Raw genomic sequence first — 24,567 nt, forward strand, 5'->3', positions numbered from 1 at the left:
TTGGTCACTGACCGGCAGCGGAACACAGTTGCCGATACTGTGCGATCTGCCGGTTGACGAGCTGGCTGGCGATGGATGGATCGGCCAGATAATCCCTGTACCAGCCGGCGGTCAGCTCCAGCGTCGTCTTGAAATCGATGGCGGGCTGCCAGCCGAGGCCGGCTTCCGCCTTGGCAATGTCAAGTTTCAGGAAGTGCGATTCCGGAAGACCGCTCGGCTCGACGACCACCGGAGTCTGCAGGCCCCCCCAGACTTGGCAGAAATCGGCCACGAGCGTTCCCACCTCGACCTCGTTGCCGCGGCGCGGCCCGAAATTCCAAGCCCCGGCCGCGCCGTCCGCCCGATCGCCGAGCAGAGCCTTGGCAAGGACGATGTAGCCCCGGACCAACTCCAGGACATGCTGCCACGGGCGGATCGCCTTGGGATTGCGCAGGACGAGCGGCTTTCCGGCCTGGATCGCCCGCACCAGATCAGGGATGATCCGGTCTTCCGCCCAGTCGCCGCCGCCAATGACGTTTCCGCCCCGCGCGGTTGCGATGTTCATGCCGTTGCAGACAAACTTCCGCTCGTAATAAGCCTTGGCGACGAGTTCCGCGGCAGCCTTGCTGAGGCTGTAGGGGTCCTTGCCGCCCAGGCGGTCGGTTTCCCGGTACCCCCATACCCACTCGTTGTTCTCATAGCACTTGTCGGTGGTGACGCAGACGAAGGCCCGGACCGTCTCGGACAGGCGCGCCGCTTCCAGGAGATGGGCGGTTCCCATCACGTTCGTGCCGAACGTCTCGATCGGCTCGGCGTAGGAGCGGCGCACCAGCGGCTGGGCGGCCAGATGGAACACCACCTGCGGGCGGAACTCCTCGACGACGCGGCGGACGGTGCTCCAGTCGCGGATGTCTCCCAGCGTGGACCGCATCCGCTCGCCCAGACGCAAGTCCCGGAACAGGTTCGGAGCGTCTTCGGGAGGGGCGAGCGCCAAGCCGGCCACCTCGGCCCCCTCGGCGAGCAGCCATTCTGTAAGCCACGCGCCTTTGAACCCCGTGTGGCCGGTGACCAGGACACGAGCGCCGGCAAGACCCTCAGACGTCATAGCACTCATCTCCCGTTGCCGCTTCTCGGTTCGGAACCATGCGTCGCGAAATCACCGTCAGGAACCGGACGCGGTGTCGGCGACGAAACGAACCGCTTCGAATGTCGCCGATGCGTAGTGATTGTTGGGGGCATCCGGTGCCATCCTTGTCGACAGGACGATGTTTACGAAATCGTACGATGGCGGGATGGGAACCGTGATCACCGCGGTACCGCCCGGCGCCACGCTGTACTCCCCGCGCAACGCGGGAAGATCCGGCGGGTCGGCGGCCTCGACGGTGACAAGGAATTGAACGGCTCCGAAGGCCTCGCCCGACAGCGCGACTTCCGCAACCAGGGTTCCGCCGGGCGCGGCTGGAACGTTGGAGAAGACGCATTCAATCGGCAACTGGGTCGCCGTCACCGACGACGGGTGGAGCAGCATCCGCGAGTCGCTGATGGCATAGCAGGCCAAGCTTTCCGCGCTCCGCACGGTGGCCTCGAAAGCCGCACGCTCGACCAGCAGATCGATCGGAGCCGGCGAACCCTTGACGCACTCCACGAGCCGGCGGCGGAGAAAGCGGACACGGGCGGAATTGCGGGCGGATTGGAGATCGTGCTTTTCCAGCCAGGCGTCGTAATCGATGCCGATGTTGGCAAGGCTGGTCCTGGTCGCCTCCGCTGAGAAGTATCCGGCCTGATTCATGTGGATGAAGAGGCGAGGCTGCCAGTCGTAGTATATCTGCTGCGCCTTGCTGCTCCAGCTCGCCGCGCCCGACTGTTGCCGGTAGGCGTAGATCGGGTCGTTTATGACGCAGCAATCACCGTTGGTGAGCGCACTGAGCGCCAAGGCCAGAGGGGAGACGTAGTACCCGATCAGGTATTGCTGCGCCGCCTCGTTCACCGTGTGCCGCCGGAACACCAGACTCGACAGACGCAGCAGGCCGACGCCGAACGTCCGGACGGCATCGTCGCCGCTGAGCAGGGTCAGGTCGGCGTTCGGGGTGTAGGCGTAGGAATAATTGCCGCGCAGCAGCTTGCGGAGATTGGGATAATACAGGTTCGGGACGAAATACAGCAGGTTGGTCTTGCTGTCCCGTTGCTCGCTGAGCACACCCATCAGCTTTGCGAGCGCGCCCGGGTAAAGCAGATCGTCATCGCCAATGATATAGACGAAATCCCCGCGCGCCTCCAGATAGATCTGGTAGACGTTCTGGTCGACCCCCACGTTGAAAGCATTCTTGCGATAACGGACGAACGGGAATACTTCGGCTATCCGATTGATGAGAACTTCATTGTCAGACGACATGTTATTGTCGCTGACGATGACCTCGACATCGTAATCGAGTTGACAGATCTGGTGGACGAGGACGCAGAGGTTCTGTCGCGTCTCCACCGGGCGGTCGTAGGCCGGCAAGCCCATCGTCAGCAGGGGGTTGATCGTCCTGGGCGTGAAGGCGTTCGGCGCATGAAGCGCGTGGTGGACGAACTGTTCGGCCTCGGCGAGGTGCCGATTCGTCATCGCCACCTTGTGACCGGGGTAGTGGCTGAGGACGCGGTCGAGCAGGTAAAGCGCCGCCTCGAAATTTTCCGCTTCCCGTTCGCGCTGGGCGGTGACGATGAACAGTTCCAGAAGGTCCTGGTTGTCGAAGAAAGCACCGTCGGCCAAGGCCAGGCGCTGCACTTCGGCTTCCGCGTCCAGACGTGACCGGATCGCCGCGTGATCGACCGGAACCGACAGGCTGGCGAACAACTCCCCACCGGAGCGCACGGCGATGTCGATGGTGGCGGTCCGCTCGCTGAGGGCGCCGGCGCCCAGCAACTGCAGAACGTCCACATAGATAAGAAAGGGAGTGCCGGCGCTCTGCTCGCCTGCGGCCGTCTTATACAAGTTGGGGACTACCTGCCCCGATGCGACGATCTGCCACCCGTCTGGCGGATCGCCGAAAATCCGCCCTTCCATCCGCAGCAGCAAGTCGCTGCACATGATCTGTTCAGGGGCGTTAACATCGATTCGAATGCCCGGATCGACGGACGTCAGTGTACAGTCGCCCATATGGCTCCTCTCACTCGATGCTAATTAAAACCACCAAAACAAATTCGCCCCGGTCTTCCCGATGGGTGCATCAGAAGACCATATGGGATGGTAAACATACAGAAAATGTCGACAGAATTTCAATAGCTATGCGTGCGGGATAAAGGCTTTCTTAACAAAGTCGTCATGATGCCGCTCTCCGATAAACTAACCGCCCTGTAGTTATGATGCTGTTCATACAATGCGACCGCTTGTAAGCGCTCCGGAAGCAGCATGCAAGCAGGAAAACCCAGTGGCAAGGCTCTCTCCGGCGTTGTCCGGGGAGCGAAGGACGCGACCCCATGAAGAGGCGGACGGAGACAGGCCCTCACCGGACGGAACGATCGGCGGATGCGGGCTGGTTTCCCTGCCCGCACGCCGGTTTCCAGCCACCTCACTCCTGCGAGGACATGGACGCCATGACACGCCCCATCACGCTCGCCGCGTTGAGTTCCTGGCGTTCCTTGATGATCTGTTCCGAAACCCCGTGGCGGATGCCGTACCGTTCATCCTCAAGATTCAGGTATCGGATATCCCCCTCTGCGTTCAGTGGTGCGGTGTCATAGCCGAAGTATTTCTTGAAGAACAATGCCTCCGTCTTCGAGCGTTCCATCGTCTCGGTGGGGTTGTAGTCGTGCGAGTGATAAACCACGGCGCTGGGAACATAGATCTTGCTGTAGCCTTCGCGGATGATGCGGTCGGCCCAGACCTGATCCTCGCCGAATTCGACATCGGGCAGCGGGATGTCCTTCCACACGCTGCGGCGCAAGCAGGAGTTGTTGTCGCTGTAGAAATGCAGGAAGCGGCGGAAATCGAGATCCTGGGTGTTCCACCGCTCCAGGTCGTCGTACTTGGAAACCTGCAGCGGGTTGTTGCCGAACATTTGGAAATGCCTGTCCATGTCGCGCTTCACGAAGGGCGAGGCGTTTGGCCAGGCGACATGGCGACCGAAGGCGCCGGCGCCCTTCGGGAAATGCTCCAGCACCGTCACGAGGTTGTAGAGCCAGAATTCGTCGAACGGCTTCGCGTCCTGGGTGATGAAGGCGACGAAATCGCCGTTGCTCATCTCCACCCCGAGGTTGCGCGTCCGGCCATGGCCGAACTCGCGCTGCGGGATGGCGTGGAACATCACGCCGGCGTCTCGGGCGAATTCGGCCGTGCCATCGGTCGAGCCGCTGTCGATCACCAGAATTTCGAAGGGCCAGGGGGTCCGCTGCTGCTGGACGCTCGCCAACACCTCGTGGAACAGCGGGCCGGCGTTCCAGGTCGGGATCATGACGCTGGCCTTGGGCGGACGCGCCGGCTGCTCTGCCACGGGGGTCGCCGGCAACCGCGGGAAACCGCGTTCGGCGATCCGCTCGACGAAGGCGGCCTCGACCATCCGCGCCGATTGCTCCCAGGAGAAGCGAGACACCCATTCCGCCGCCGCCGTCGCTTGGGTCCGCCGCCGCTGCGGATCGGCCAGCAGCGCCTCGATCTGGTCGGCGATGGCGACCGGATGCGGGGCGCACAGCGTCACCGTGTCGTTCTCGAAGATGGCGCGGGTGCTTTCGGTGTCGACCTCGACCACCGGCAGCCCGCAGGCCATCATCTCCTGCGGCACCAGCGAATAGTTGGTGCTGGAGAAGCACACCCCGATGTCGGTCTGACGGTAGAGTTCGGCCAGCTCGTGCGCATCGAGGACACCATGATTGGTGCAGGGGAACGGGGCCTCGCGGTATTCCTCGGTGCCGCCGTAAAGGTCGACGTGGAAGGCGACACCGCGCTCGGCCAGGATCTGCAGAGCCAGAAGCCCGAACTCAACGAGGCGCCGCGTCGTTCCGATCCGGCTGTAGAAAGCAATGCGCGGAATGGGATTGGCCGGCCGTTCCAGCTCATGGCCGCAATAGACCGTGGTGTCGAAGGCGAGCCAGAACTTTCGCGCCCAACGCCCGTACTGCTCGCGCATGATCTGTTCCAGCCAGGGTCCGGCGCAGATGCAGGATACCTGCTGGTGATAGGTGCCTTCCGCCGCCAGCGACAGGGCGCCGCGCGAGGAGAACCACGGCTCGAAATCCTGGACGAAGTAGAAGTGCTCCTTGAAGCCCTTCGCCTGCGCCGCAACGTACACGGTGTCCCAACCGGTGGAGACGATGATGTCGCCGGTGGTCTGGTGCAAGTCGTCGGAGACGGTGCGGATGTCGGCGCCGATCGTCTGGTAATGCTTGATGATCTCGTCGTATCGCTGGGCCTCGGTGCGGTTCTTGTCGGCGTTGTTGACCCAGATGACGCAGCGGTGTCCGAAGAATTCCAGCCAGCGGACCATGCGGAAGATGGTCATGTGGCCGCCGCCCCCCTTGGTGAAGTCGGGAATGACCCAATGGATGGTCAGCGCGGCAGGGTTGAAGGGGGTGTTCGGCGACGGCGGCGGGACGCTGTCGGCCTTGGCGATCATGCTGAGCAGGCCATGCGAGGTGCACAGCTTCGCCTTTGGATTGACGCGCAACTGGCGGGCGTTCACCCGTGGCTGGAACGGCTGGAAGCCGATCGAGCGGCCCCAGAGGAGATAATGGAAGAACGGGTTGATTCCGAGCGCCCGGACGTCCGGATGCTGCTCCAGATAATAGGAGGTTGAGAACCACGCCGCCGGGTCACGCCCTTCCTTGTGGCCGAAGGCCAGGTAGTGTTCCAAGGGGTCGAGGCCGTTCTTGCGGATGTCGGCGTAGCAGGCGCTGTAATAGGCATCGTCGAATTCCTCGGCGACTACCGTTCGGATGATCGGATGGCGCCAGAGGTCGGCCGCCGTCACAACCTTGCCGACCGGATGCGGCAAGCGTCCGGCGGCCTGGCCAAGGGACAGGTAGTGGTGAAACGGGTTGATGCCTGCCTTCTCAAGGCTGGGATCGGTCTCCAGATAGAAGGCTGTGGAAAAGTCCGGCCGCGGGTCGCGCCGCTCCCGCCAACCGAACGCACAGTAATGCTTGAGCGGGTCGATGGGCAGGTCGGCAAGGTCCGGGTTGCTCGCCCGATAGAAAGCCTCGTCAAAGGCCGGACGGATCAGTTCCTCGACCGCATCGGGGGACTCCCGGCGCAGCACGGGGGTCCCCGCCGGGCCTGGCTGGCGGCCTTCCCGGCGTCCCCAAACCAGATAATGGTAGAGCGGGTTCACCCCGGAGCCGCGGACGTCGGGGTTGTTCTCCAGGTACCAAGCCGTGGAAAAGAACGGGCTGGGGTCGCATTCCTGACGCCAGCCGAAGGCACAGAAATGCTTGAGCGGGTCAAGGCCGAGCGCGGTGATGGCCGGGGTGTTGCGGCGGTAGAATTCAAGGTCGAATGCCTGCCGGACGGCGCTTTCGACCATCGTCAGATCGACCGCACGCGGCCGGGCGCCGCGGATCGGAGACGGCAGGCGGCCTTCCCGGCGTCCCCAAGCCAAGTAGTGGTGGAACGGGTTCACCCCGGAACTGCGGACGTCGGGGTTGTTCTCCAGGTACCAAGCCGTGGAGAACGACGCCGAAGGATCGATGCCCACCCGCCAGCCGATCTCGCAGAAATGGCGGAACGGGTCGCACGCCGCATCCGCCAGCTCGGGATACCGGCTCACGGCTTGGGAGCGGTAGAGGTCCCCGTCGAACTCGGCGCGCATGATCGCCATGAACAGGCTGCTTTCACTTCCCTCGGGAAGCTTCGGGACGCGCGCGTTCGGCTTGCGCCCTTCTTGCCAGCCCCACTGCAGGTAGTGCAGGAAGGGATTGATTCCCGCCGCGGCGACGTCGGCATTCTCATGCAGATAATAGGATGTCGAGAAGCTGGGCATCGGATCGAGGCCCTTCTTCCAGCCCTCTGCGCAATAATGCGTCAGCGGATCGGTGAAATTTTTATCTCCGAACGGTCTTTGGCTAAGATAGAAGTCGGTGTCGAAGTGGCGGCGGAGCAGGGCTTCGGGGTTTTCCGTCGCGGTTCCGATGTGCGACGGCTGGATGGCCCGCTGATCGCTTTCCCCATACTGCAAATAATGAAGAAAAGGGTTTATTCCGTTTTCGCGAACGTCGCTGTGCGTGTTCAAGTAGAATTCAGTCGAGAACCACGGTGCTGGGTCGAATCCGAGGCGCCATCCTTTTTCTAAATAATGAACTTCCGGAGAAATTATCTTTCCATCTGCAAACGGATTCTGTGAAAGATAGAAATCGAAATTCATTCTTGTAGAAAAAAATTCTATGCTTTCATCAAATGGTTGACCACCCGTCACCGCGATCGCCATTATGCGCTCTCCGCCAGATACCATTGTAACCCACGCTATCGGCCCGTAGATATACGCGAGGCAACAACCGCGGTGCAACCTTGTTCGCGGTTGCCGGGTGCTGGCCTTAAATTTCTCATATTTTCATACACTTAAATAGTGGAGCGTCGGGTCATACGTCTATGACGTTGCGGACGCCGGGAGGGAGCGGCAACATCCGGCACGGGTCCGGCTTGACCTGTTCATCAGCGTTGTGACTGTGGTGCCGGAGTTCCTGCCGAGAGTGCGCGATGCCGAGGCCGGAAAATTGCGGAGACGGTATTCGAAGCAGAATCGCCCCGAAAATCCGGCCGGACACTTCCCCGAGGCCATCGCGGTCGCCGTCCTGGAATAGATGGACCGGGGATGTGTGGATCGGCTTGGCGACCGGCGTCGGCTCGAACTCTTCGGCCACATTCCTCTCGTCGAGGCCGAGGCGCGCGACTATGCTCAAGCGAGGGCGCTCAAACGAGGGCAGCGTCATGGCGGCATGACCCAAGCCAACGGGCTTCCACGCCGCCCTGCGCCGTTCGGTTTCTAATATTTTCGTGTTCGGAGTGGAGCGGGGTCTTCAGTGAAAGTCCTATTGGTCACAAATCAACTTGATAATTTCTGTGGCTCCGAGATAATAATATTGGAGCTCGCCGAGTGGTTTGCTGCTGCCGGACATTCTGTTTCGATCTTTACCTCTCTCCTGGGGAAGGAGATCAAGAGCGGCCTGTTGGAAAAAGGCGTGTTTCCGACCACCGACGCCGATGACGTGGCGCTGATGGAATACGATTTGGTCTATTGCCATCACCATCAGCTTCCATTGCTGCTGCCGGAGCGCTTGCCGGACGAGGTGTCCTCCGCGCCCATCATCATTTACAATCACCTGTCGCCGTTCGAACTGTTCGAGGCTCCCGGAGTCGTTGCCGAGCGGCTGCTCGGTCGGAAAAGCTACTGCAACAGCCAGGAAACTCTCGACGCGCTGAAAAAATTCGACACCGGCACGGGCCGGTGGCAGGTCCTGCCGAACCCGGCGCCGGACGCTTTCTGGCTCGAGGAGCGGGCTCCGTGCGAAGAGTTGACGTCCCTGGTCGCGGTTTCGAACCACCCGCCGTCCGAGGTCGCGGAACTGTTGGACCGCCTGGAAGCGCGTGGTGTGCGCGTGACGCGCATCGGCTTCCCTTGGTCCAGGAGGCGGGTCACCCCGGACGATCTCATCGCCCACGATGCCGTGCTGACCATCGGCAAGACGGTTCAGTACGCCCTGGCGGCGCGCTGCGCGGTGTTCTGCTACGACCATTTCGGCGGCCCGGGATGGCTGACAGAGGAGAATTTCGACAGGACCGCCCACGACAACTTCTCTGGGCGCAGCCACCGGCGGACCGCCACGGCGGAGGCGCTCGAAGAAGAAATCCTGTCGGGATTCCCGGAAGCCTCCCGGTTCGCCGCCGGGCTGCCGGAGGAGCGGCGTACGATCTACCGGCTCGCCCCCTGCCTTGCCGGCCTCGTCCGGCTGGCGCAGGACCCGGCGGAGCGGCAGGCGGCCCTGGCGCGCGTCCGGCACCTCTACGCCTCGCCGGACCTCATGCGTGATCTCGCGGTCGAACGCAACTACTCCAGCCTGCTCCGGCGCGAATTTCTTGCGAAGCAGCATTATCACGATCTGTACCACGGGCTTCTCGCCTCCGTGAAGGAGGGCGGCTGTGCGGAGGCCGCCGCCGCCCGGCGGCGGCAGGCGCTGCTGGAGATGCTGCGGTGTGAACCGGGCATCGAGCTGTGGCGGCCCTTCTGGCTGCGAGGCGCCGTGGCGGACCCTGCCAGCACCGGCCGGCAGGTGTCGGCCATGGAGGACTGGATTCAACTCCACCCGCTCGCCTCCGGCGACGTCCAGTCCCGCCTCGTGTTCGCCGCCGTACCCCTAGCCGGACACGGCACGCTGGACTGCGGCCTTGCCCTGGCCAACCCGCACGCCGGGGTCGTCGTCTTCCGCATCGCCATCCTGCTGCCGGACGGCAGGCCGGTGCTGACCGTGGAACGGGAAGTGGGGCCTGGCGAGACGGTGGCCTGCTCGTATGCCTTTCCCCCCGTGGCGGGGACCGTGCGCATCGTGTTGGAGACGAGCATGCACCCGGACGCCGCCAACGCCGGGTACGCCTGGGCCCGTTTCGTCCGCCCCACTCTTCGGTTGACCTGACGGCACCGTCCTATTGTGGGAAGAAGCGGTCGATTCCGAACAGATCCTCGACCTCCACGATCTCCATGGGGGGCTTGTTGGGGAAAAGAAGATCCTGGCCGAACGTCCATGCGTCGTACTGCGCACGCACCTGCCGCATGAAATCGACCATGTGGGCGTTGGAGGAGTTGGCGAGCTTCGACGACAGATCCGTCCTGACCAGATTCATGTGCCGCATCGTGATGGCCGCGGTGTCGAACATGTGGAAGGACTGGCGCCCGTCGAAAAGACGCCGCGTCGGATCGACCAGGGCCGGGTATGGCGCGCCGAGGGTGAGTTGGCTGTCGGACCCGATGCGCGTGAGGAAGGAGCAGCACGTCACGTCGGGCTCCTTGGAGCGCCATATGGGGCGCTTGATGTGCAGATAGGTGCGGACCGCGGTCGCCTCCACGCCTTCCGCGACGATGAAGTCCTTGGCCGCCTTGAACTCCGACGGGGGATAATACTCGTCGCAGTCCATGGTCATGAAATGGCTGACCGCGGCGCGCTTGGCCATGTCCAGGCCGATCGACCTCTTCCGGATCTCGTTCCTCGCCGGCTCGATGGAAAGATCCGGCTCGTAGAAATGGATCTCGTCGACGAGCTTTTCGGAGATCACCGCGTGCAACGCCTCGTTCAGCGCCGGCGAGGCGGGCAGGCCGAGATTCGAGGTGAACTGAACCACGATGTTTATATAGTCGACGTTGCGCCGCATCACCCGCAGGGAGTGGAGGAGATGCTCCTCGCCATTGAACACATTGTAGGAAGCGCCTGAAATCATGCGGAGGTCTCCGTCCGTCCGGGCGCTGGGGACATGCCTGACGACGGCACGGCCGGCCCGTGGGCGGACCAGGGTAACGGTCCGGCCCGCGAGGTCAAGCCGTGGGTCGTCGGGTTGTGGAGCAGCGGGGCGTCAGCCGCCGGTCCGCTGCTCCAGGGCGTGGATGCGCGCCGCCAGCTCTTGAACCGCCCGGATCAGGGGAGCGATGAACTCGTCATAGCGCAGCCCGTGACGGTCGTTTTCCGGTTCGTGGATGTAGCCGCCCATGTCGGTGCCGAACCGGTCGAGCACGGCTTTCACCTCCTGGGCGATCAGGCCGAAATGCGGGCGGCGGTGGGTTTTGCGGCGGGCCGGGCGTTGTTCCTCCTCGATCTCCACCCTCTCGGTTTCCGCCACTGTGTACAGGCGCGCCGTGCCGTCGGCATTGACCAGCGGCCGTCCATCGGCATCGAACAGGGGCTCCTGCCGCAGCACCGGCTCCGCGACCGTTTCGCTCTCCATCACCAGGCGGAGCTGACCATCGACCCGGCGCACCGCTTCCCGCAAGCGGGTGATCTGGCGGGTCTTTTCCCGTTCCACCATGCGTCGGGTGGTCACGGCCGGCTCGTCGACGTCCTTGAAGCGGTAGCGCACCGGCCGCAGCGCCAGGATGAAGGCGAGGCCGAGCGGGCTGTCGATCACGTCGGTCTTGCTGCGCGCGTCGGAGGTCTGGATGGCCGCGTTGGTGGCGTAGATGTCGTCCCAGCGGAGCGCCGGCCCGCCCAGGTCGTGGGTGTCGTCGGCGCCCGGAACGACGGCGCCGTTCACCGTGACCGGGTTGGCGAACGTCGCTCCGGTCTGGTCGACGCGCAGTCGCTCGACAAGCGGCTGGCCTGCGGCGCCGACCGGGCGGGTGCGCAGGATCAGGCCGCCCTGGGTTTCGGTGCCGGCGGCGTTTCCCAGGACGCCCTTGATGTCCGCCATCGGGGCGAAGGCCGCAAACTGGTTGACTTGGAACTCGATCGAACCGCCGGCCCCGGCCGCGTTCCCGCCCGCGCAGACGCGCAGCGGAACGAAGCTGCGGACGTCCGTCTGGGTGGCGCGCAGACGCTCGTAGCTGCCGAAGACCGCCGCGGTCTCGCTCCGCTCGGTGTTGCCGGTGCTGAGCGCGTGGCAGAGGGCGACGCCATCGGCATCGGCCGAGACGGCGGAAACCGCGTTGGAGCCGAAGGCTCCCCCTTGGTTGGTAAGGTAGCGGTTGCCGTCCCAGACGGTCGAACCCAAGAGCGCGAAGCGCCAACCGGCGGCCCCGCCGGCCCATGTTCCACCGAGATAGCCGCGGGCATCGCCGGGACCATGCCCGATCCTCAGCGTGCCCGCCACGTCGAGCCGGTGGAGGGGCGTGGCGACGCCCAGGCCAACGGAACCGTCGGCGGCGATCGTCACCGCAGTCGCGGCGGCGCGGTCGTCGATGCCGGGACTGCGGCGGAGCGCGGCGACACGGGTCCGGCGTGTCTGGCCGGACTGGACCACCGGCACGCTTTCCGTGCCGTCCAGGGTTGCGGCTTCGGGCAGTTCGGAAATCCTGACGTCCTGCGTCATGGCGGGGTTACTCCCTGATCAGGATGCGGTTGTCTTCGGCGGCGAGAACGCCGCGGTCCTCGGCGAGCAGGATCGGGCCGCGCAGCACGCGCAGCGCCCGGATCAGCGGCCTGAGGCCGCGGCCCAGCCGAACCAGCATCATTCCATCTCCGACACGTAGAGCAGGCAGTCGGCGGTGGCGCGCACTGCCGCGAGGTGGGTGTGCCGGCCGTTCTTGGCGCCGCCCAGGGAGAGGGTGGCGTACACCCCTTCGGGGAAGAAATGGTCACCCGCCGCCGCGGTCACCGTGGCGGCGCCGGAGCGCAGGAGGACGGGGCCGGTGGCGAACACCGTCACCACGCAGGTTTCCGGATCGAACGGCCCAATCCGGCCGCTCGCCGCCGTCACCGCCAGGGCATGGCCGCCGCCGGGTTTGAGCCGCAGGGCGGGAATCGGCACGCCGTCCGCGTCGCAGGGTATCTGTGTGCTCACAGCTCTCGTCCTTTCCGGTTGTGCGGGGGGCTCGGCGTGAATGATCACGTTTTGTTCTTATGAAGGAAAATAGTCCTTAGCCGGCGCTCTTGTCAAGCCTCCGTTTCCCGGCGGGCCCGCCGGGGCAACCCGCCGGCATGGGCCCGTCATCATCCGCAGAACCGTGTTGGGCCTTCTTGGGGCAGCGTCGATCAGTTGAGCCGCGGACGGATGAAATCTCCCCATCCGTAATCGTTGCCATGGCCGTCCGGGACGCGCGTCGACAGCTTGAGGGCGACCAGACCGGCAACCTCCGGAATCGTCATGGTGAAATCGGCGCTGTGCCCAGGGGTTGCCGGCACTTCGATGGCACACACCTCCTGTCCGGTCTCGTCGAGTACGGAAACCCGGAACAGGATGCGCGGCCCATGCTCATGGGACACCTGCACCGTTCCGCTTATGAAGCGCCGGCCGTGCGTGTTGAACAAGGGAGAGACCAGCATGATCGGGGGCTTCTCCGGCTTGTTCGGGTGGAGCCGAATATAATCCCAGTCCAACTGGCAGTATGCGGCCGCTTCCGCGTCCAGAAGTTGCGCGTTGGTGGACCGGAACAGGTTGATCAGATCCATGTCCTCGGGCTGTGGGACCGGAGCCTCGGCGCGGGCAAGCGGTTCCGCCGTCCTTCCCGCATGCCCGCCCGCGGTCCGCAGATGGCGATCCACCGCGCGGCGGTACAACTCGAAATCGAAGCGTGTCCGTTCGAGGATGGTCGACACGATGTCCGCCGTGCCGAGATGCCGCAGCATCTCGTCCGGAGCAAGGGAGGCGTTGATTTTCCGTACGGCCATCTCGCTGATCTGCCGCTGGTCGATCCCCATGATTCTGCTGATCGCCAGCATCGAGTCATAGAACCGTTCCGTGATGCCGATGCAGTCCAGGGCGTCGATGGTGCGCCACGCCTCCTCCATGTCGTCTTCGGTCAGGGGTCCGTATTTCCGAAGGATGAAGCGCGTCTGGGGGTTGTCGAAGAAGACGTCTCTTGTGTGGTTCCGCTGGTTCAGCGCCTTGATTATGCCGTCCTCCCGGCAGATGCGCTGAAATTCCAGCATGTCCGGAAAGGCGTCGTTGTACTCCGAAGGCACGAAGCGCAGGCTTCGCGCCAGCTGCAATCGGCGGGCACGCTCATCGCAGACTGCCTTTTCGCCGTCTGGGACGAGTTCCTCCTTCCGGGCAGGCTCCTGGGCGGACGTCTTCTCACTGTCCAAGTCGCCGTTTCCGTTCCGGGGAAAATCCCGGGCGACGGGTTCTTCTGCCTCCGAAGGGCCGGAGTCCGAAAGCACGATATTGGCAAAATGGAAAAAGTTCGAGCAGAGATGATGCAACGGATTCCGCAGGAATACGACGCCAATGTGCGGAAAATCCCTGAGTTGTTCGCGAATTTCCTTGACGTAGAAATGACCTGCGGCAATTCCCGATCCGGCATCGAGAAGTTTCCGCAAAGGGGAAAGATCGCTTACCGCTTGGTGCTGCCATATCTTGTCGTTGCCGACGATGCTTTCGAGCATGCGAATTGCGGCGGTTCCGGCGGTCTTGGGCACATGATAAAAGATTGTAGGCCGCATGATGATTGCTTTGACAGTTTGGTTGTGCTGCAAGCGGCAGCGGCACGGCAAATTGACGGGCCGTGGGTGGAGCAACTTGATCCATATGGATCAAGTATTGACTATACTTTCGTGCCGCTCGTCGCTCTGTCAAGTCTCTGGCCGCTGTGCACCCTGTGACCAGATAAAGCCGGACACTCACCAATGTGGAGGCGCGCGGATGCTCAGACTTGGTGCGTCTGCCTCTCCGCCCCGGACACGGTCACGGCTCGGCCCCCTCGCGGACGCCGGGCGGACCATCCGCCGGCGGGCACAGCAACCGGTAGGTCGGGTGGGCCGCTTCGAAATGCGGATTGTAGAAGGGATCGCGGCGCAGGCGGGCGCCCCACCGCTCGCGCAGGTGGCGGGCCTCTCCCGCCAGACGCTCCAGCTTCTCCGGCGTGTCGTCGGTGCCGCGTGTCTGGGTTTCCAGATGGTGCAGCCGGGCGTGCGGCGTCCACAGGACCTGCAGGCCGGCGCGCTGGATCTTCAGGCAGTAATCCACGTCGGCATAGGCCACGGGAAGATGCACCATGTCGAAGCCGCCGACTGCCTCGAAGGCGGCGCGCGACGTCAGAAGGCAGGCCCCGGTGACCGCCGACACGGTGCGCGGCAGCACCGCCTGCCCGAGATGGCCGGGCTCGTCGCCGCCCAGCCCGACGAAGGCGTGCCCGGCGGCCCCGTCCACCCCCAGGACGACGCCCGCGTGCTGGACGGTTCCGTTGGGATAGAGCAGCTTCGCGCCGACGGCGCCGGTGCCGGGCCGGGCGAGCAGCGACACCATCTCGCCCAGCCAGTCCGGCGTGATCACGGTGATGTCGTTGTTCAGGAAGCACAGGGCGTCGCCCCGGCAGACGCCCGCGGCGGCGTTGTTGATCGCCGCCCAGTTGAAGGGGCCGTGGAAGGCGGTGACGCGCACCCGCGGGTCGCGGGCCAGCCCGTCGAAGAAGGGGCGCGAGCGCGGGTCGGCGCTGTCGTGATCGACCAGGACGATCTCGTAATCCGGATAGCTGGTCTTGGACAGGATGCTCGACACGCAGTTCCCCACTAGATCCGCCGCGTCCTTGGTGGGGATGACGATGGACACCTTGGGCGCGGGCGCGGGCAGGGGATAGCGGACGCGGGCGCAGAACAGGCCGCCGGACCGGGCGTGCGTCTCGCGGTCGGCGACGACCGTGGCGCGGCTTCCCATCCGCTGGTGATGTTCCCTCACGACACGTTCGAGGCCGGCCAGGATGGCGTCCGGGCTGCCGCCTCCCGACAGTGAGGAGGGGTTGATCCGCCAGTGATAGAGAACGCGGGGGACGTGCCGGATGCCCGCCGCCCCGACCCGTTCCAGAAGGCGCAGCACCAGATCGTGGTCCTGAACCCCTTCATGACCTTCGCGCAGCCCGCCCGTCTCCAGAAGCAGCCGCCGCTCGACCACCAGGAGGTGGCAGACGTAGTTGATGGATTGCAGCAGCTCGGGATCGAAATCCGGCTTGAAGACGGGGTCGCGGTGCCGCCCGTCCGGCCCGATCCGGTCCTCGTCGCTGTAGAGGACGGGGTAGGGGGCCTTGGCCAGTTCCTCCGCCATGCACAGCAGCGCGTCGGGGGCCAGCCGGTCGTCATGGTCGAGGAAGGCGACGTGGCTGCCGGCGGTCAGCGACAGGGCCCGGTTCGTGTTGGCGCTGACCCCGCTGCGGGTTCCGCCGAACACCGCGCGTATGCGGGGATCGCGGGCGGCTTCCTGCCGGATCAGCATGCGGACCGCGTCGTCGCGGGATGCGTCGTCGGCGATGCACAGCTCCCATTCCCCATAAGCCTGGGAGCGGACGGATTCGATCGCTTCCGCCAGCATCCACAAAGGCGGGTCGCAGACGGGCATGACCACCGAGAAGAGCGGGCGCTTGCCAAGCGCCGCCGCGCGCTCCGGCAGCCGGAGGCGGCGCAGGGCGCCGTCGCCGTACTGTTCGTCGAAATAGGCGGCGTAACCGGCGATGGAGCGGGCGGCGGACAGGCGCTGCCGCGGCATCTCGGCGCGGATGTCCTTCAGGATGGCGGCAAGCTCGTCCAGCCGGTCGGCCAGCACGCCGGTCCGGTTGTCCTCCGGCGCCGCCAGATCGATGGCGAGGGGGCCGAACACCGTGGCGCCGCTGCACCGGTCGCGCAGGTGGAGTTCGCGCCCCGAGCGGGCGGCCAGTTGAATCTCGAACCCGTGGTCGCAGGTGGAGAAGCGCGCCAGAAGGTCGCGGCGCTGCTGGTTGGCCACCACCCCGGCGACGACCTGGCCATCGACCAGGATGTCGATCGCCACGGCTTCCCCCTCGTCCTCGGTGTTGACCGCCCAGCCGACGATCCGCGGCCCCTCGGCGCTGTCGATGTTGGCCTCCACCTTGCGGGGGCCGGACGCGGGGCCGTTCCGCGGGAGATGGCCGTCCTGCGGAAACTGGCCATTCTCCAGAAGGTGGCCGGTCGCCGCGATCCGCACGGACACGGGCGTCCGGGCCGGGTCGATGCCCGGAAACAGGGCGGCGAGGTCCAGCTCGAAGCCGCAGCGCACCGGCCGGCCGAGCAACTGCGACAAGACGCCGCTCTCGCGGTCCGGCACGACGATGGCGGTGGCCGGACCGGCAGACACGGTCAGAGGGACGGGCGTGTCCGGTGCCGCGACCGATAGGACCCAGCCGTGCAGGCGCGTTTCCTCCCTGGCTTCCAACCGGCCATAGAAAGGCTCCGTTTCCGAAGAATGGCCCAGGTCACTGGAGGTTGTGCTGGGCGGAAACGGGGGCAGGCGGGAGTTATTCATTGCGTAACGTTCCCGTGCAGATGCGGGGCTTGTTTAAAGCCAAGGCTGGTCATGGCCACACTTTGTTCCAGCCGGAACCGGAACCGGCAAGGACGGTTTGCCTTGATCGGCTTCGCTTCGCTCCGGGAGCCGTTTCGGCAATCCGGATGGGAACAGGAAAGAGATGGATGCTCCTTCGCATGGTCAGTCCGGCTTTTCAGGCGCTTCCAGCGAAGTCTTCCGTCCTTCCCTGATGCCAAAATTTACATAGTGGTCAAGTGAATCCACTCCTGCAGCGGCAATATCTGGATTGGAATCGAGATAATTTTTTGAAACAAATCTATAAGGCAATGGAGGGCATGCCATACCGGTAAATCTCTCGCCAAACTCTCCTAGAAATTCATGCATTTCTTCATCATTCCGCCATGGAAGTCTGTATATATAGTCTTTTTCAAGCTCCCATAGAAGCTCGTTGTTTCTATTAAGATCCTCTTGCGTCCCAAAGCTCTCAGATTCTTTTATGGTAATCCCCCCATCGATAAGGTAGAAATACCTGTGATCATTTCCGCCATCGTTATACATGACGCCACCAAATCCGGCACGCAGGAAGCGGAATGAAAAGTCGGCATGTTCATGCCCATAACGGCCAAAGCGATTGTCCATATAACCGACGTTGGCAAGCGCCTTAGCAGATTGCCCGATCGCCATGCCTCCGACCATCGGCCCTATTCCCAAATCCGTGGCTGTCATCTTCCGATTTTTTGTCAGACGATGAAAATGAGGAGGGATGAAATTGACATGGCCTACTTTTTCACAAGCCAAATGCCACTCGTAATCCCAGCCTGCAACTTCTGGGAGCACGTCATCATCAAGAAGAATGATGGTTTCTGCTTTACAAATGTTTTGAAAGTAGAATAGTCCTCTATTTTTGTTCCATGCGATTCCTTTGTTTTTCCCTCCTAGTACAATTTCTCCTTTCTCCTTAAGTGCTTCAACCGTACCATCTGATGAACCGTCATCACAAATAACAACTTTGTATTTGCTCTTTGTCAGACAGCGTATTCTCTCAACAAGTTTTAAAATAAATGATTTTCTGTTATAGGTCGTGATAGCAATGCCAATTTCGCATGTTTCTTCATTTGACATAATGCCCTCCAAAGATGCCTTGTTCTTCACAGGATTGCTAAAAGTCAAAGATAGTACTCGATCCTAAAAAAAATCGGAAGGTGTCATTTTGCTGCCTGTTCAGGAACGTGCTCACCCATGAGGCGATTGATGTAGCGGCTCATTTGTTCCGGCTTTCTGATCGTTCCCCAGAAATGGACAAAACCGATGGGTATATCGCCTCCATAAATCACATCGTTGTCCATCCATCGCGTTCTGTCGGAGACCAGATCGAGATCGATGCCGGCTGTCGTGAAGGCGACATAGTTCGCGATCGCCTGATCGAAATGGGAAAGCGCCCTCCGGTCGCCCTTGGCGCGGGCATAGCGGTACATCGTCTCCCTGATCCGAAGCAGCGTTTCCTTATGCCTGTCGAGCGACGGAATGCCGATGATCCCGGAGTTGAATCCGCATTCGTCGCCCGTCGCAATGTTGGCTTCTCGGAAAAGGGGGGCTCCCACGGACTCGGACGTTGCCAGGGGTGAAAAGGTTTCACGCTGCGCGGCCATCCTGGGACTCAAGGCGAGCGACAGCAAAAAGCCCTGGAGTTCCTGATCAAAGGCGATGTCCGTATCGACATAAAGGAAGGGCTGGAAACCCGCTGCCTGGGGCCATAGGGGAAGCAGGTAGCGCGCTGCGCAATAGTCCAGGAAATCGCCGCCAGTCACGTTCCATACATGGAGCCGATCTCGCAACGCTTTGGGCACATAGGCAGCCACATAGTCCTTGTCCCGGTCGCCAATCACCAGCACGTCGCCGCGGTAATCCGCCAGACAGTGCAGGGACACCAGGCTGTGCCGGAGAAGTTCGAACGTGCTTTTTCCGCCGAAGGCACAGTAATAGACGAGCGGACGATGAAGAAGGAAATCTACCAACCGCCAACCGTCCACCCACAATGAAAAGCGATTGAAAGGTGCGCTGCCGGTCGAGGCGGGACGGCAGGGAATTGGCAGATTGTCGCCGAGGTCGATCCGAAAGTCCCCGAAAGAGAGCTGGAAGTCGGGTGCTAATCCGATGCTCTCCTTTGCCACCCGCTGTCCGCCGGATCGGCAAAGCCAGTCGTTGGCCGCGATGAAGCGGATCTCCTCCAACTCGCGCACCGACATCAGCAGGAAGGTTTCCCACGGGTTCGCGGTAACGCGCGACACATGAGCGTTTCCATCCAGGTCGGCGCATAGGAACAGTTCATTGCATTGCAGATGCACCGTTCGCCCGCCGCCGGGATTCACGATGGCGAAGAGTTCAGGCGCACCCGTGGTCGGGCGGAGGGTGGTTGCGTCGGCCTGAAATTGTGCGAGTTCAGCGTCTTCACCGATGTCGTCCAGGCGCCGGTGAACGAATTGGCACGACTTGCGGTCACGGCAGAGAAAAGTGCCGAAAACGGTAAGCACAACATAGAGGTTCTCGGCGCTCATTATCTTACCCTATTTGGCTGAGAACAATAAAGGATGCGACGATATAAACATTCAGCGTTAACGAAAAGCTAAGAAATCTACGCGCCCGGGACGGGCGCATCCGTTTGCCTACGGCACTCTCCCCGCCGCTCATTCCGCCATCCGCCGCGTCCGGCGCGCAAAGATGTTGACGCATGGAATGGAACCGCGCACTCATGCGTTGCCTTCGCGACGGGGAAAGACGGACGCGGTGCCCCTGGATTCTAGCGGAGCCGCCCGATCGTCGCCACGGCCCCACGGCTTCCGGGCTATTCCGCCCGGACCACAGGTGCGATCACGGCTTTGGAAAAAAACAGGAGCGAGCGTTGAGCAAGGTTGCTTTGATCACGGGCGTCACGGGACAGGATGGCGCCTATCTCGCGGAGCTTCTGCTCGCGAAGGGCTACACCGTCCATGGCGTCAAGCGGCGCTCGTCCTCGTTCAACACGGAGCGTGTCGAGCACCTGTACCATGACGTGCACGAGGGCGACGTCCGCTTCCGGATGCATTACGGCGACCTGACCGACGCGACCAACCTGATCCGCATCGTCCAGGAGGTCCAGCCGGACGAAATCTACAACCTCGCCGCCCAGAGCCATGTGCAGGTGAGCTTCGAGACGCCGGAATACACGGCGAACTCCGACGGCCTCGGCACGCTGCGCCTGCTGGAGGCGATCCGCATCCTCGGCCTGGAGAAGAAGACGCGCTTCTACCAGGCGTCCACCTCCGAGCTGTACGGCCTGGTGCAGGAGACCCCGCAGAAGGAGACGACGCCCTTCTACCCGCGCAGTCCCTACGCGGCGGCCAAGCTCTACGCCTATTGGATCACGGTGAACTACCGCGAAGCCTATGGGATGCACGCCTCCAACGGCATCCTGTTCAACCATGAAGGCCCGACCCGCGGCGAGACCTTCGTCACCCGCAAGATCACCCGCGCCGTCGCGGCCATCCAGCTCGGCCTGCAGAAGGCGCTCTATCTCGGCAACCTGGACGCCAAGCGCGACTGGGGCCACGCCCGCGACTACGTCGAAGGCATGTGGCGCATCCTGCAGCAGGACAAGGCCGACGATTACGTCCTCGCCACCGGCGAGACCCATTCGATCCGCGAGTTCGTGGAGCTGGCCTTCGGCTGCGTGGGCCGCAAGATCGAATGGCGCGGCACGGGCGTGGACGAGAAGGGCGTGGACGTGGCGACCGGCGACGTGCTGATCGAGGTCGATCCGCGCTATTTCCGCCCGACCGAGGTGGACCTGCTGCTGGGCGATCCGTCCAAGGCCCACGCCAAGCTGGGCTGGAAGCACACCACCACCTTCCCGGAACTGGTGCGCGAGATGGTGTCGAGCGACCTCGCGCGCTTCGAGCGCGAGGCGGCGGGACGCCGCGCCTGATCCCGCCGGAGGAGCCGCTGTGGCGCGGACCGCACTGATCTTCGGGGTTTCCGGGCAGGATGGAAGCTATCTTGCCCGGCACCTTCTCGACCGCGGCTACACCGTCCACGGCACCTCGCGGGACTGCGAGATCGCGTCGTTCCGCAACCTGACGATCCTGGGCATCCGCGACCGGGTGAACGTCCATTCGGCGACCCTGCACGACTTCCGCAGCATCGTGCAGGTGATCCGGGCGGTGAGGCCCGACGAGATCTACAATCTCTCGGCCCAGTCGGCGGTGGGGCTGTCCTTCGAGCAGCCGGTCGAGACGATCGACAGCATCCTGAACGGTACGCTGAACATCCTGGAGGCCATCCGCTTCCTGGGGGTGGACGCGCGCTTCTATCACGCCTCCTCCAGCGAGAGCTTCGGCAACACCCTGGACGAGCCCGCCGGCGAGGCGACCGCCTTCCGCCCCTGCAGCCCCTATGGCGTCGCCAAGTCGGCGGCGCATTGGATGGTCGCCAACTACCGTCAGGCTTACGGGCTCTATGCCTGCTCCGGCATCCTGTTCAACCACGAGTCGCCGCTGCGTCCGGCGCGCTTCGTCACCCGCAAGATCGTCCGCGGCGCCATCGCGGTGGCGCAGGGCCGGGCGAAGACGCTGGAGCTGGGCAACCTCGCGGTGGCGCGCGACTGGGGCTGGGCGCCGGAATATGTGGACGCCATGTGGCGGATGCTCCAGCAGGACGAGCCGGACGATTTCGTCATCGCCACCGGCCGGATGCATGCGCTGGAGGATTTCGTCCGGACGGCCTTCGCCTATTTCGGCCTGGACTGGCGGGAGCATGTGGTCCAGGGCGCGACGAACCTGCGCCCGATGGACATCCATCGCAGCGTCGGCAACCCGGCCAAGGCCGCGGCCCGTTTGGGCTGGAAGGCCGAAACCCTGATGCCGGATCTCGTCGGCCGGCTGATCGAGGCGGAGCTGGCCCTGCCATCGTCATGAGAGGGAACCGAGAGGGGGCTGTGAAGGCGATGGGGATCGGGGTATAGAACCGGCCCATCCCTGCCTTGCGTCGAAGGGCTGCCGCCCATGGCTTTCCCACCCCGCCGGCCCGGTTTTGAGTGGATTGCGAGAGATGACCACCGAGAGCTTTCCCGGCTCCGCCGCCCGGCAGAGGAACGGGGCCGTCTACGACTCCGGAGACCGCAGCGAGGCGGCGCGGGCCTGGGACGATCTCAGGGAAGGAGCCCTGCGATGGCGGCTGTGGAGCCGGCTCGGCTGGCACGACATCCGCAAGCGCTACCGCCGCTCGGTCCTGGGACCCTTCTGGCTGACGCTCAGCATGGCCGTCATGGTGGGCAGCCTGGGGCTGATCTACGGCACGCTGTTCCGGCTGGACCTGGAGGGCTATCTGCCCTTCCTGGCGGTCGGGCTGGCCACCTGGACCCTCATCTCCTCCTTCCTCAACGAAGGCTGCATCAGCTTCATCGAGCTTGAGCCGCTCATCAAGAACGTCCGCATCCCGATGTCGGTGCACATCCTGCGGGCTCTGTGGCGCAACCTGATCATCTACGGCCACAACATCGTGATCTTCGCGGTGGTGGCGCTGGTCTTCGGAATCTGGCCGGGGGCGGCGGGCCTTCTGGCGGTGGCCGGGCTGGCGCTGCTTCTGGTGAACGCCGGCTGGATCATGCTGCTGCTCGGCATGATCTGCACCCGTTTCCGGGACGTGCCCCCGATCATCGGCAGCGTGATCCAGCTCCTGTTCTTCGTGACGCCGGTCATGTGGAAGCCGGAACTGCTGGGCGACCGCCGCTATCTGATGGTGCTGAACCCCTTCTACCATCTGCTGGAGGTCATCCGGGCGCCGTTGCTGGGGCATGTGCCGGGCTGGGAAAGCTGGGTCGCCGGCCTGCTGTTCGCCGCCGCCGGCTGGGCCTTCACCTTCGCCTGCTTCGCCCGCTTCCGCAAACGCATCGCCTATTGGCTCTGACCCACTGGATCTGGAATGGCTTCGATCCGCCTGAACGACGTTTCGGTCGATTTCGTGCTTTATCAGGGAAGCGCGCGCTCCCTGAAGAAGACGCTGCTGCGCACCTCCACCAGCGGCGCGCTGAAGCACGACGCGCACCACCGCATCACCGTGAAGGCGCTGAGCAACCTGAACCTGACGCTGGAGCACGGCGACCGGGTCGGGCTGGTCGGCGGCAACGGGGCCGGCAAGACGACGCTGCTGCGCGTTCTGGCCGGCGTGTACGAGCCGACCGCCGGGCGCATCCGTGTCGAGGGCAGCGTCACGCCGCTGTTCGACCTGGGGCTGGGGCTGGACATGGATGCGTCGGGCTACGACAACATCCGGATGCGCGCCGCCTATTTCGGCATCGACGGGGACGAGATCGAGTCCAAGATGGACGACATCGCCGCCTTCACCGAACTCGGCGACTATCTCGACCTGCCGGTGCGCACCTATTCGGCGGGCATGACGCTGCGGCTGGCCTTTGCCGCGGCGACCGCGGTCGATCCGGAAATCCTGCTGATGGACGAATGGATCGCCGTCAGCGACACCCAGTTTCTGGAAAAAGCCCAGCGCCGGGCCGAAGGATTCGTGAACCGCTCCAGCATCATGGTCGTCGCCTCCCATGTGGACGAGGTTCTGAAGCGGTTGTGCAACAAGGCCCTCTGGCTGGAACGCGGCACGGTCTTGCGCATCGGCCCGGTTGACGAGGTTCTGGCGGCGTATCACAAACACAACGCGGGCGGCGAACCGGCGCCGCGAGACGGAGACGAGTGATCGGATGACGATGGGTACGGCAGCCTTTTCTCTGGACGGCAAGCGGGTGTGGGTCGCGGGGCATCGCGGCATGGCGGGATCGGCGGTCGTTCGCCGGCTGGAGCGGGAGCCTTGCGAGATCCTGACCGTGGGCCGCGAGACGGTCGACCTGCGCCGTCAGGCCGAGGTCGAGGCGTGGATGGCCGAGGCGCGGCCGGACGTCGTCTTCCTCACCGCCGCCCTGGTCGGCGGAATCCACGCCAACAACACCCGCCCGGCTGAATTCCTCTACGAGAATCTGGCGATCGAGACCAACATCATCCACGCCGCCAAGCAGGTCGGGGTGCGGAAGCTGGTCTTCCTGGGGTCCTCCTGCATCTATCCCCGGATGGCGCCGCAGCCCATTCCGGAGGAATCGCTGCTGACCGGCCCGCTGGAGCCGACCAACGAGTGGTACGCGATCGCCAAGATCGCCGGCATCAAGATGTGCCAGGCCTACCGCCGGCAATACGGCTGCGACTTCATCTCGGCCATGCCGACCAACCTCTACGGCTTCGGCGACAACTTCGACATCGAGCAGGGGCATGTCGCCGCCGCTCTGATGGTCAAGATTCACCGCGCCAAGGCGGAGGGCGCGGCCAGCGTCGAGCTGTGGGGCGACGGCAGCCCGCTGCGCGAGTTCCTGTTCGTCGAGGATCTGGCCGATGGGCTGGTCTTCCTGGCGAAGCATTATACGGGCGAGACGCACGTCAACCTCGGCTCCGGCCACGAGATTTCCATCCGCGGCCTCGCCGAACTGCTGGCCGGCGTGATCGGCTATGAGGGCGACTTCCGCTTCGACCCGTCCAAGCCGAACGGCACCCCGCGCAAGATCATGGACAATCACCGGCTGGCCGACATGGGCTGGGCCGCCCCGACCCCGCTGCGCGAGGGGTTCGAGCGCACCTACCGCTGGTATCTGGAGAATCTGGGCGCCGGCACCCTGCGCGGCCTGCCCGCGGGCCGCTGAGGGC

Annotated in this window: 18 protein-coding genes; 6 read left to right on the forward strand and 12 right to left on the reverse strand. The window is 63.8% G+C overall.

Features of this window, described 5'->3' with window-relative positions:
• Positions 1-4 precede the first annotated feature (4 nt).
• The 4 genes from rfbG to DS843_RS20635 all read right to left on the reverse strand — a co-directional run bounded on the left by rfbG (position 5) and on the right by DS843_RS20635 (position 7,878).
• A complete protein-coding gene (gene rfbG / locus DS843_RS20620) occupies positions 5-1,084 on the reverse strand; it encodes a CDP-glucose 4,6-dehydratase (RefSeq protein WP_149470715.1) in 1,080 nt (359 codons plus the stop codon).
• A 57-nt stretch (positions 1,085-1,141) separates the two neighbouring features.
• Positions 1,142-3,118, reverse strand: coding sequence for a glycosyltransferase family 2 protein (locus tag DS843_RS20625; RefSeq protein WP_149470716.1), 1,977 nt, complete (start codon positions 3,116-3,118; stop codon positions 1,142-1,144).
• Positions 3,119-3,530: 412 nt separating this feature from the next.
• The gene (locus DS843_RS20630) at positions 3,531-7,376 is read right to left on the reverse strand and encodes a rhamnosyltransferase WsaF family glycosyltransferase (protein ID WP_149470717.1); all 3,846 of its coding nucleotides are present in this window, start codon (positions 7,374-7,376) and stop codon (positions 3,531-3,533) included.
• A gap of 151 nt (positions 7,377-7,527) precedes the next feature.
• Positions 7,528-7,878 carry a hypothetical protein gene (locus DS843_RS20635; protein ID WP_149470718.1) on the reverse strand — a complete coding sequence of 117 codons (351 nt, stop codon included), beginning with the start codon at positions 7,876-7,878 and terminating at the stop codon, positions 7,528-7,530.
• A gap of 249 nt (positions 7,879-8,127) precedes the next feature.
• Here DS843_RS20635 and DS843_RS20640 point away from each other — a divergent pair, with 249 nt between their 5' ends.
• Complete coding sequence (locus DS843_RS20640; protein WP_149470719.1) at positions 8,128-9,576, forward strand: hypothetical protein; 1,449 nt, start codon at positions 8,128-8,130, stop codon at positions 9,574-9,576.
• Positions 9,577-9,586: 10 nt separating this feature from the next.
• On the opposite strand, the gene DS843_RS20645 is transcribed toward DS843_RS20640, so the two are convergent.
• From DS843_RS20645 to DS843_RS20675, 8 genes are all read right to left on the reverse strand, one after another.
• A complete protein-coding gene (locus DS843_RS20645) occupies positions 9,587-10,375 on the reverse strand; it encodes a hypothetical protein (RefSeq protein ID WP_149470720.1) in 789 nt (262 codons plus the stop codon).
• A 132-nt stretch (positions 10,376-10,507) separates the two neighbouring features.
• Positions 10,508-11,956 carry a tail fiber domain-containing protein gene (locus tag DS843_RS20650; protein WP_149470721.1) on the reverse strand — a complete coding sequence of 483 codons (1,449 nt, stop codon included), beginning with the start codon at positions 11,954-11,956 and terminating at the stop codon, positions 10,508-10,510.
• A 7-nt stretch (positions 11,957-11,963) separates the two neighbouring features.
• Positions 11,964-12,098 carry a hypothetical protein gene (locus DS843_RS31850; RefSeq protein ID WP_286192220.1) on the reverse strand — a complete coding sequence of 45 codons (135 nt, stop codon included), beginning with the start codon at positions 12,096-12,098 and terminating at the stop codon, positions 11,964-11,966.
• Positions 12,095-12,427: a hypothetical protein gene (locus DS843_RS20655; RefSeq protein ID WP_149470722.1), complete on the reverse strand. Its 333-nt coding sequence runs from the start codon at positions 12,425-12,427 to the stop codon at positions 12,095-12,097. The genes DS843_RS31850 and DS843_RS20655 overlap by 4 nt, the downstream gene beginning before the upstream one ends.
• A 191-nt stretch (positions 12,428-12,618) precedes the next feature.
• A complete protein-coding gene (locus DS843_RS20660) occupies positions 12,619-13,971 on the reverse strand; it encodes a hypothetical protein (RefSeq protein WP_149470723.1) in 1,353 nt (450 codons plus the stop codon).
• 298 nt (positions 13,972-14,269) lie between these two features.
• Positions 14,270-16,666: a glycosyltransferase family 2 protein gene (locus tag DS843_RS20665; RefSeq protein WP_286192221.1), complete on the reverse strand. Its 2,397-nt coding sequence runs from the start codon at positions 16,664-16,666 to the stop codon at positions 14,270-14,272.
• Between the two features lie 351 nt (positions 16,667-17,017).
• Positions 17,018-17,959: a glycosyltransferase family 2 protein gene (locus DS843_RS20670; RefSeq protein WP_149470725.1), complete on the reverse strand. Its 942-nt coding sequence runs from the start codon at positions 17,957-17,959 to the stop codon at positions 17,018-17,020.
• An 83-nt stretch (positions 17,960-18,042) separates the two neighbouring features.
• Positions 18,043-19,392, reverse strand: a complete 1,350-nt coding sequence (locus DS843_RS20675; protein WP_149470726.1) for a hypothetical protein — start codon at positions 19,390-19,392, stop codon at positions 18,043-18,045.
• A gap of 344 nt (positions 19,393-19,736) precedes the next feature.
• On the opposite strand from DS843_RS20675, the gene gmd reads away from it, so the two are divergent.
• From gmd to DS843_RS20700, 5 genes are all read left to right on the forward strand, one after another.
• Positions 19,737-20,798, forward strand: a complete 1,062-nt coding sequence (gene gmd, locus DS843_RS20680) for a GDP-mannose 4,6-dehydratase (protein WP_286192222.1) — start codon at positions 19,737-19,739, stop codon at positions 20,796-20,798.
• Between the two features lie 19 nt (positions 20,799-20,817).
• On the forward strand, positions 20,818-21,786 hold the full coding sequence (locus DS843_RS20685; RefSeq protein WP_149470728.1) for a GDP-mannose 4,6-dehydratase: 969 nt from the start codon (positions 20,818-20,820) through the stop codon (positions 21,784-21,786).
• 133 nt (positions 21,787-21,919) lie between these two features.
• Positions 21,920-22,777 carry an ABC transporter permease gene (locus tag DS843_RS20690; RefSeq protein WP_149470729.1) on the forward strand — a complete coding sequence of 286 codons (858 nt, stop codon included), beginning with the start codon at positions 21,920-21,922 and terminating at the stop codon, positions 22,775-22,777.
• Between the two features lie 15 nt (positions 22,778-22,792).
• The gene (locus tag DS843_RS20695; protein WP_149470730.1) at positions 22,793-23,575 is read left to right on the forward strand and encodes an ABC transporter ATP-binding protein; all 783 of its coding nucleotides are present in this window, start codon (positions 22,793-22,795) and stop codon (positions 23,573-23,575) included.
• A gap of 4 nt (positions 23,576-23,579) precedes the next feature.
• A complete protein-coding gene (locus tag DS843_RS20700; protein ID WP_167525385.1) occupies positions 23,580-24,563 on the forward strand; it encodes a GDP-L-fucose synthase family protein in 984 nt (327 codons plus the stop codon).
• Positions 24,564-24,567 lie beyond the last annotated feature (4 nt).

Origin of the sequence: Roseomonas genomospecies 6 (assembly GCF_008365375.1) — a bacterium.
Taxonomy (GTDB): domain Bacteria; phylum Pseudomonadota; class Alphaproteobacteria; order Azospirillales; family Azospirillaceae; genus Azospirillum.

Excerpts from the sequence above, each read along its gene's own strand:
- rfbG (WP_149470715.1), bottom strand. The coding sequence starts at position 1,084 with ATGACGTCTGAGGGTCTTGCCGGCGCTCGTGTCCTGGTCACCGGCCAC.
- DS843_RS20625 (WP_149470716.1), bottom strand. The coding sequence starts at position 3,118 with ATGGGCGACTGTACACTGACGTCCGTCGATCCGGGCATTCGAATCGAT.
- DS843_RS20630 (WP_149470717.1), bottom strand. The coding sequence starts at position 7,376 with ATGGCGATCGCGGTGACGGGTGGTCAACCATTTGATGAAAGCATAGAA.
- DS843_RS20635 (WP_149470718.1), bottom strand. The coding sequence starts at position 7,878 with ATGACGCTGCCCTCGTTTGAGCGCCCTCGCTTGAGCATAGTCGCGCGC.
- DS843_RS20645 (WP_149470720.1), bottom strand. The coding sequence starts at position 10,375 with ATGATTTCAGGCGCTTCCTACAATGTGTTCAATGGCGAGGAGCATCTC.
- DS843_RS20650 (WP_149470721.1), bottom strand. The coding sequence starts at position 11,956 with ATGACGCAGGACGTCAGGATTTCCGAACTGCCCGAAGCCGCAACCCTG.
- DS843_RS31850 (WP_286192220.1), bottom strand. The coding sequence starts at position 12,098 with ATGATGCTGGTTCGGCTGGGCCGCGGCCTCAGGCCGCTGATCCGGGCG.
- DS843_RS20660 (WP_149470723.1), bottom strand. The coding sequence starts at position 13,971 with ATGCTCGAAAGCATCGTCGGCAACGACAAGATATGGCAGCACCAAGCG.
- DS843_RS20670 (WP_149470725.1), bottom strand. The coding sequence starts at position 17,959 with ATGTCAAATGAAGAAACATGCGAAATTGGCATTGCTATCACGACCTAT.
- DS843_RS20675 (WP_149470726.1), bottom strand. The coding sequence starts at position 19,392 with ATGAGCGCCGAGAACCTCTATGTTGTGCTTACCGTTTTCGGCACTTTT.
- DS843_RS20690 (WP_149470729.1), top strand. The coding sequence starts at position 21,920 with ATGACCACCGAGAGCTTTCCCGGCTCCGCCGCCCGGCAGAGGAACGGG.
- DS843_RS20695 (WP_149470730.1), top strand. The coding sequence starts at position 22,793 with ATGGCTTCGATCCGCCTGAACGACGTTTCGGTCGATTTCGTGCTTTAT.
- DS843_RS20700 (WP_167525385.1), top strand. The coding sequence starts at position 23,580 with ATGACGATGGGTACGGCAGCCTTTTCTCTGGACGGCAAGCGGGTGTGG.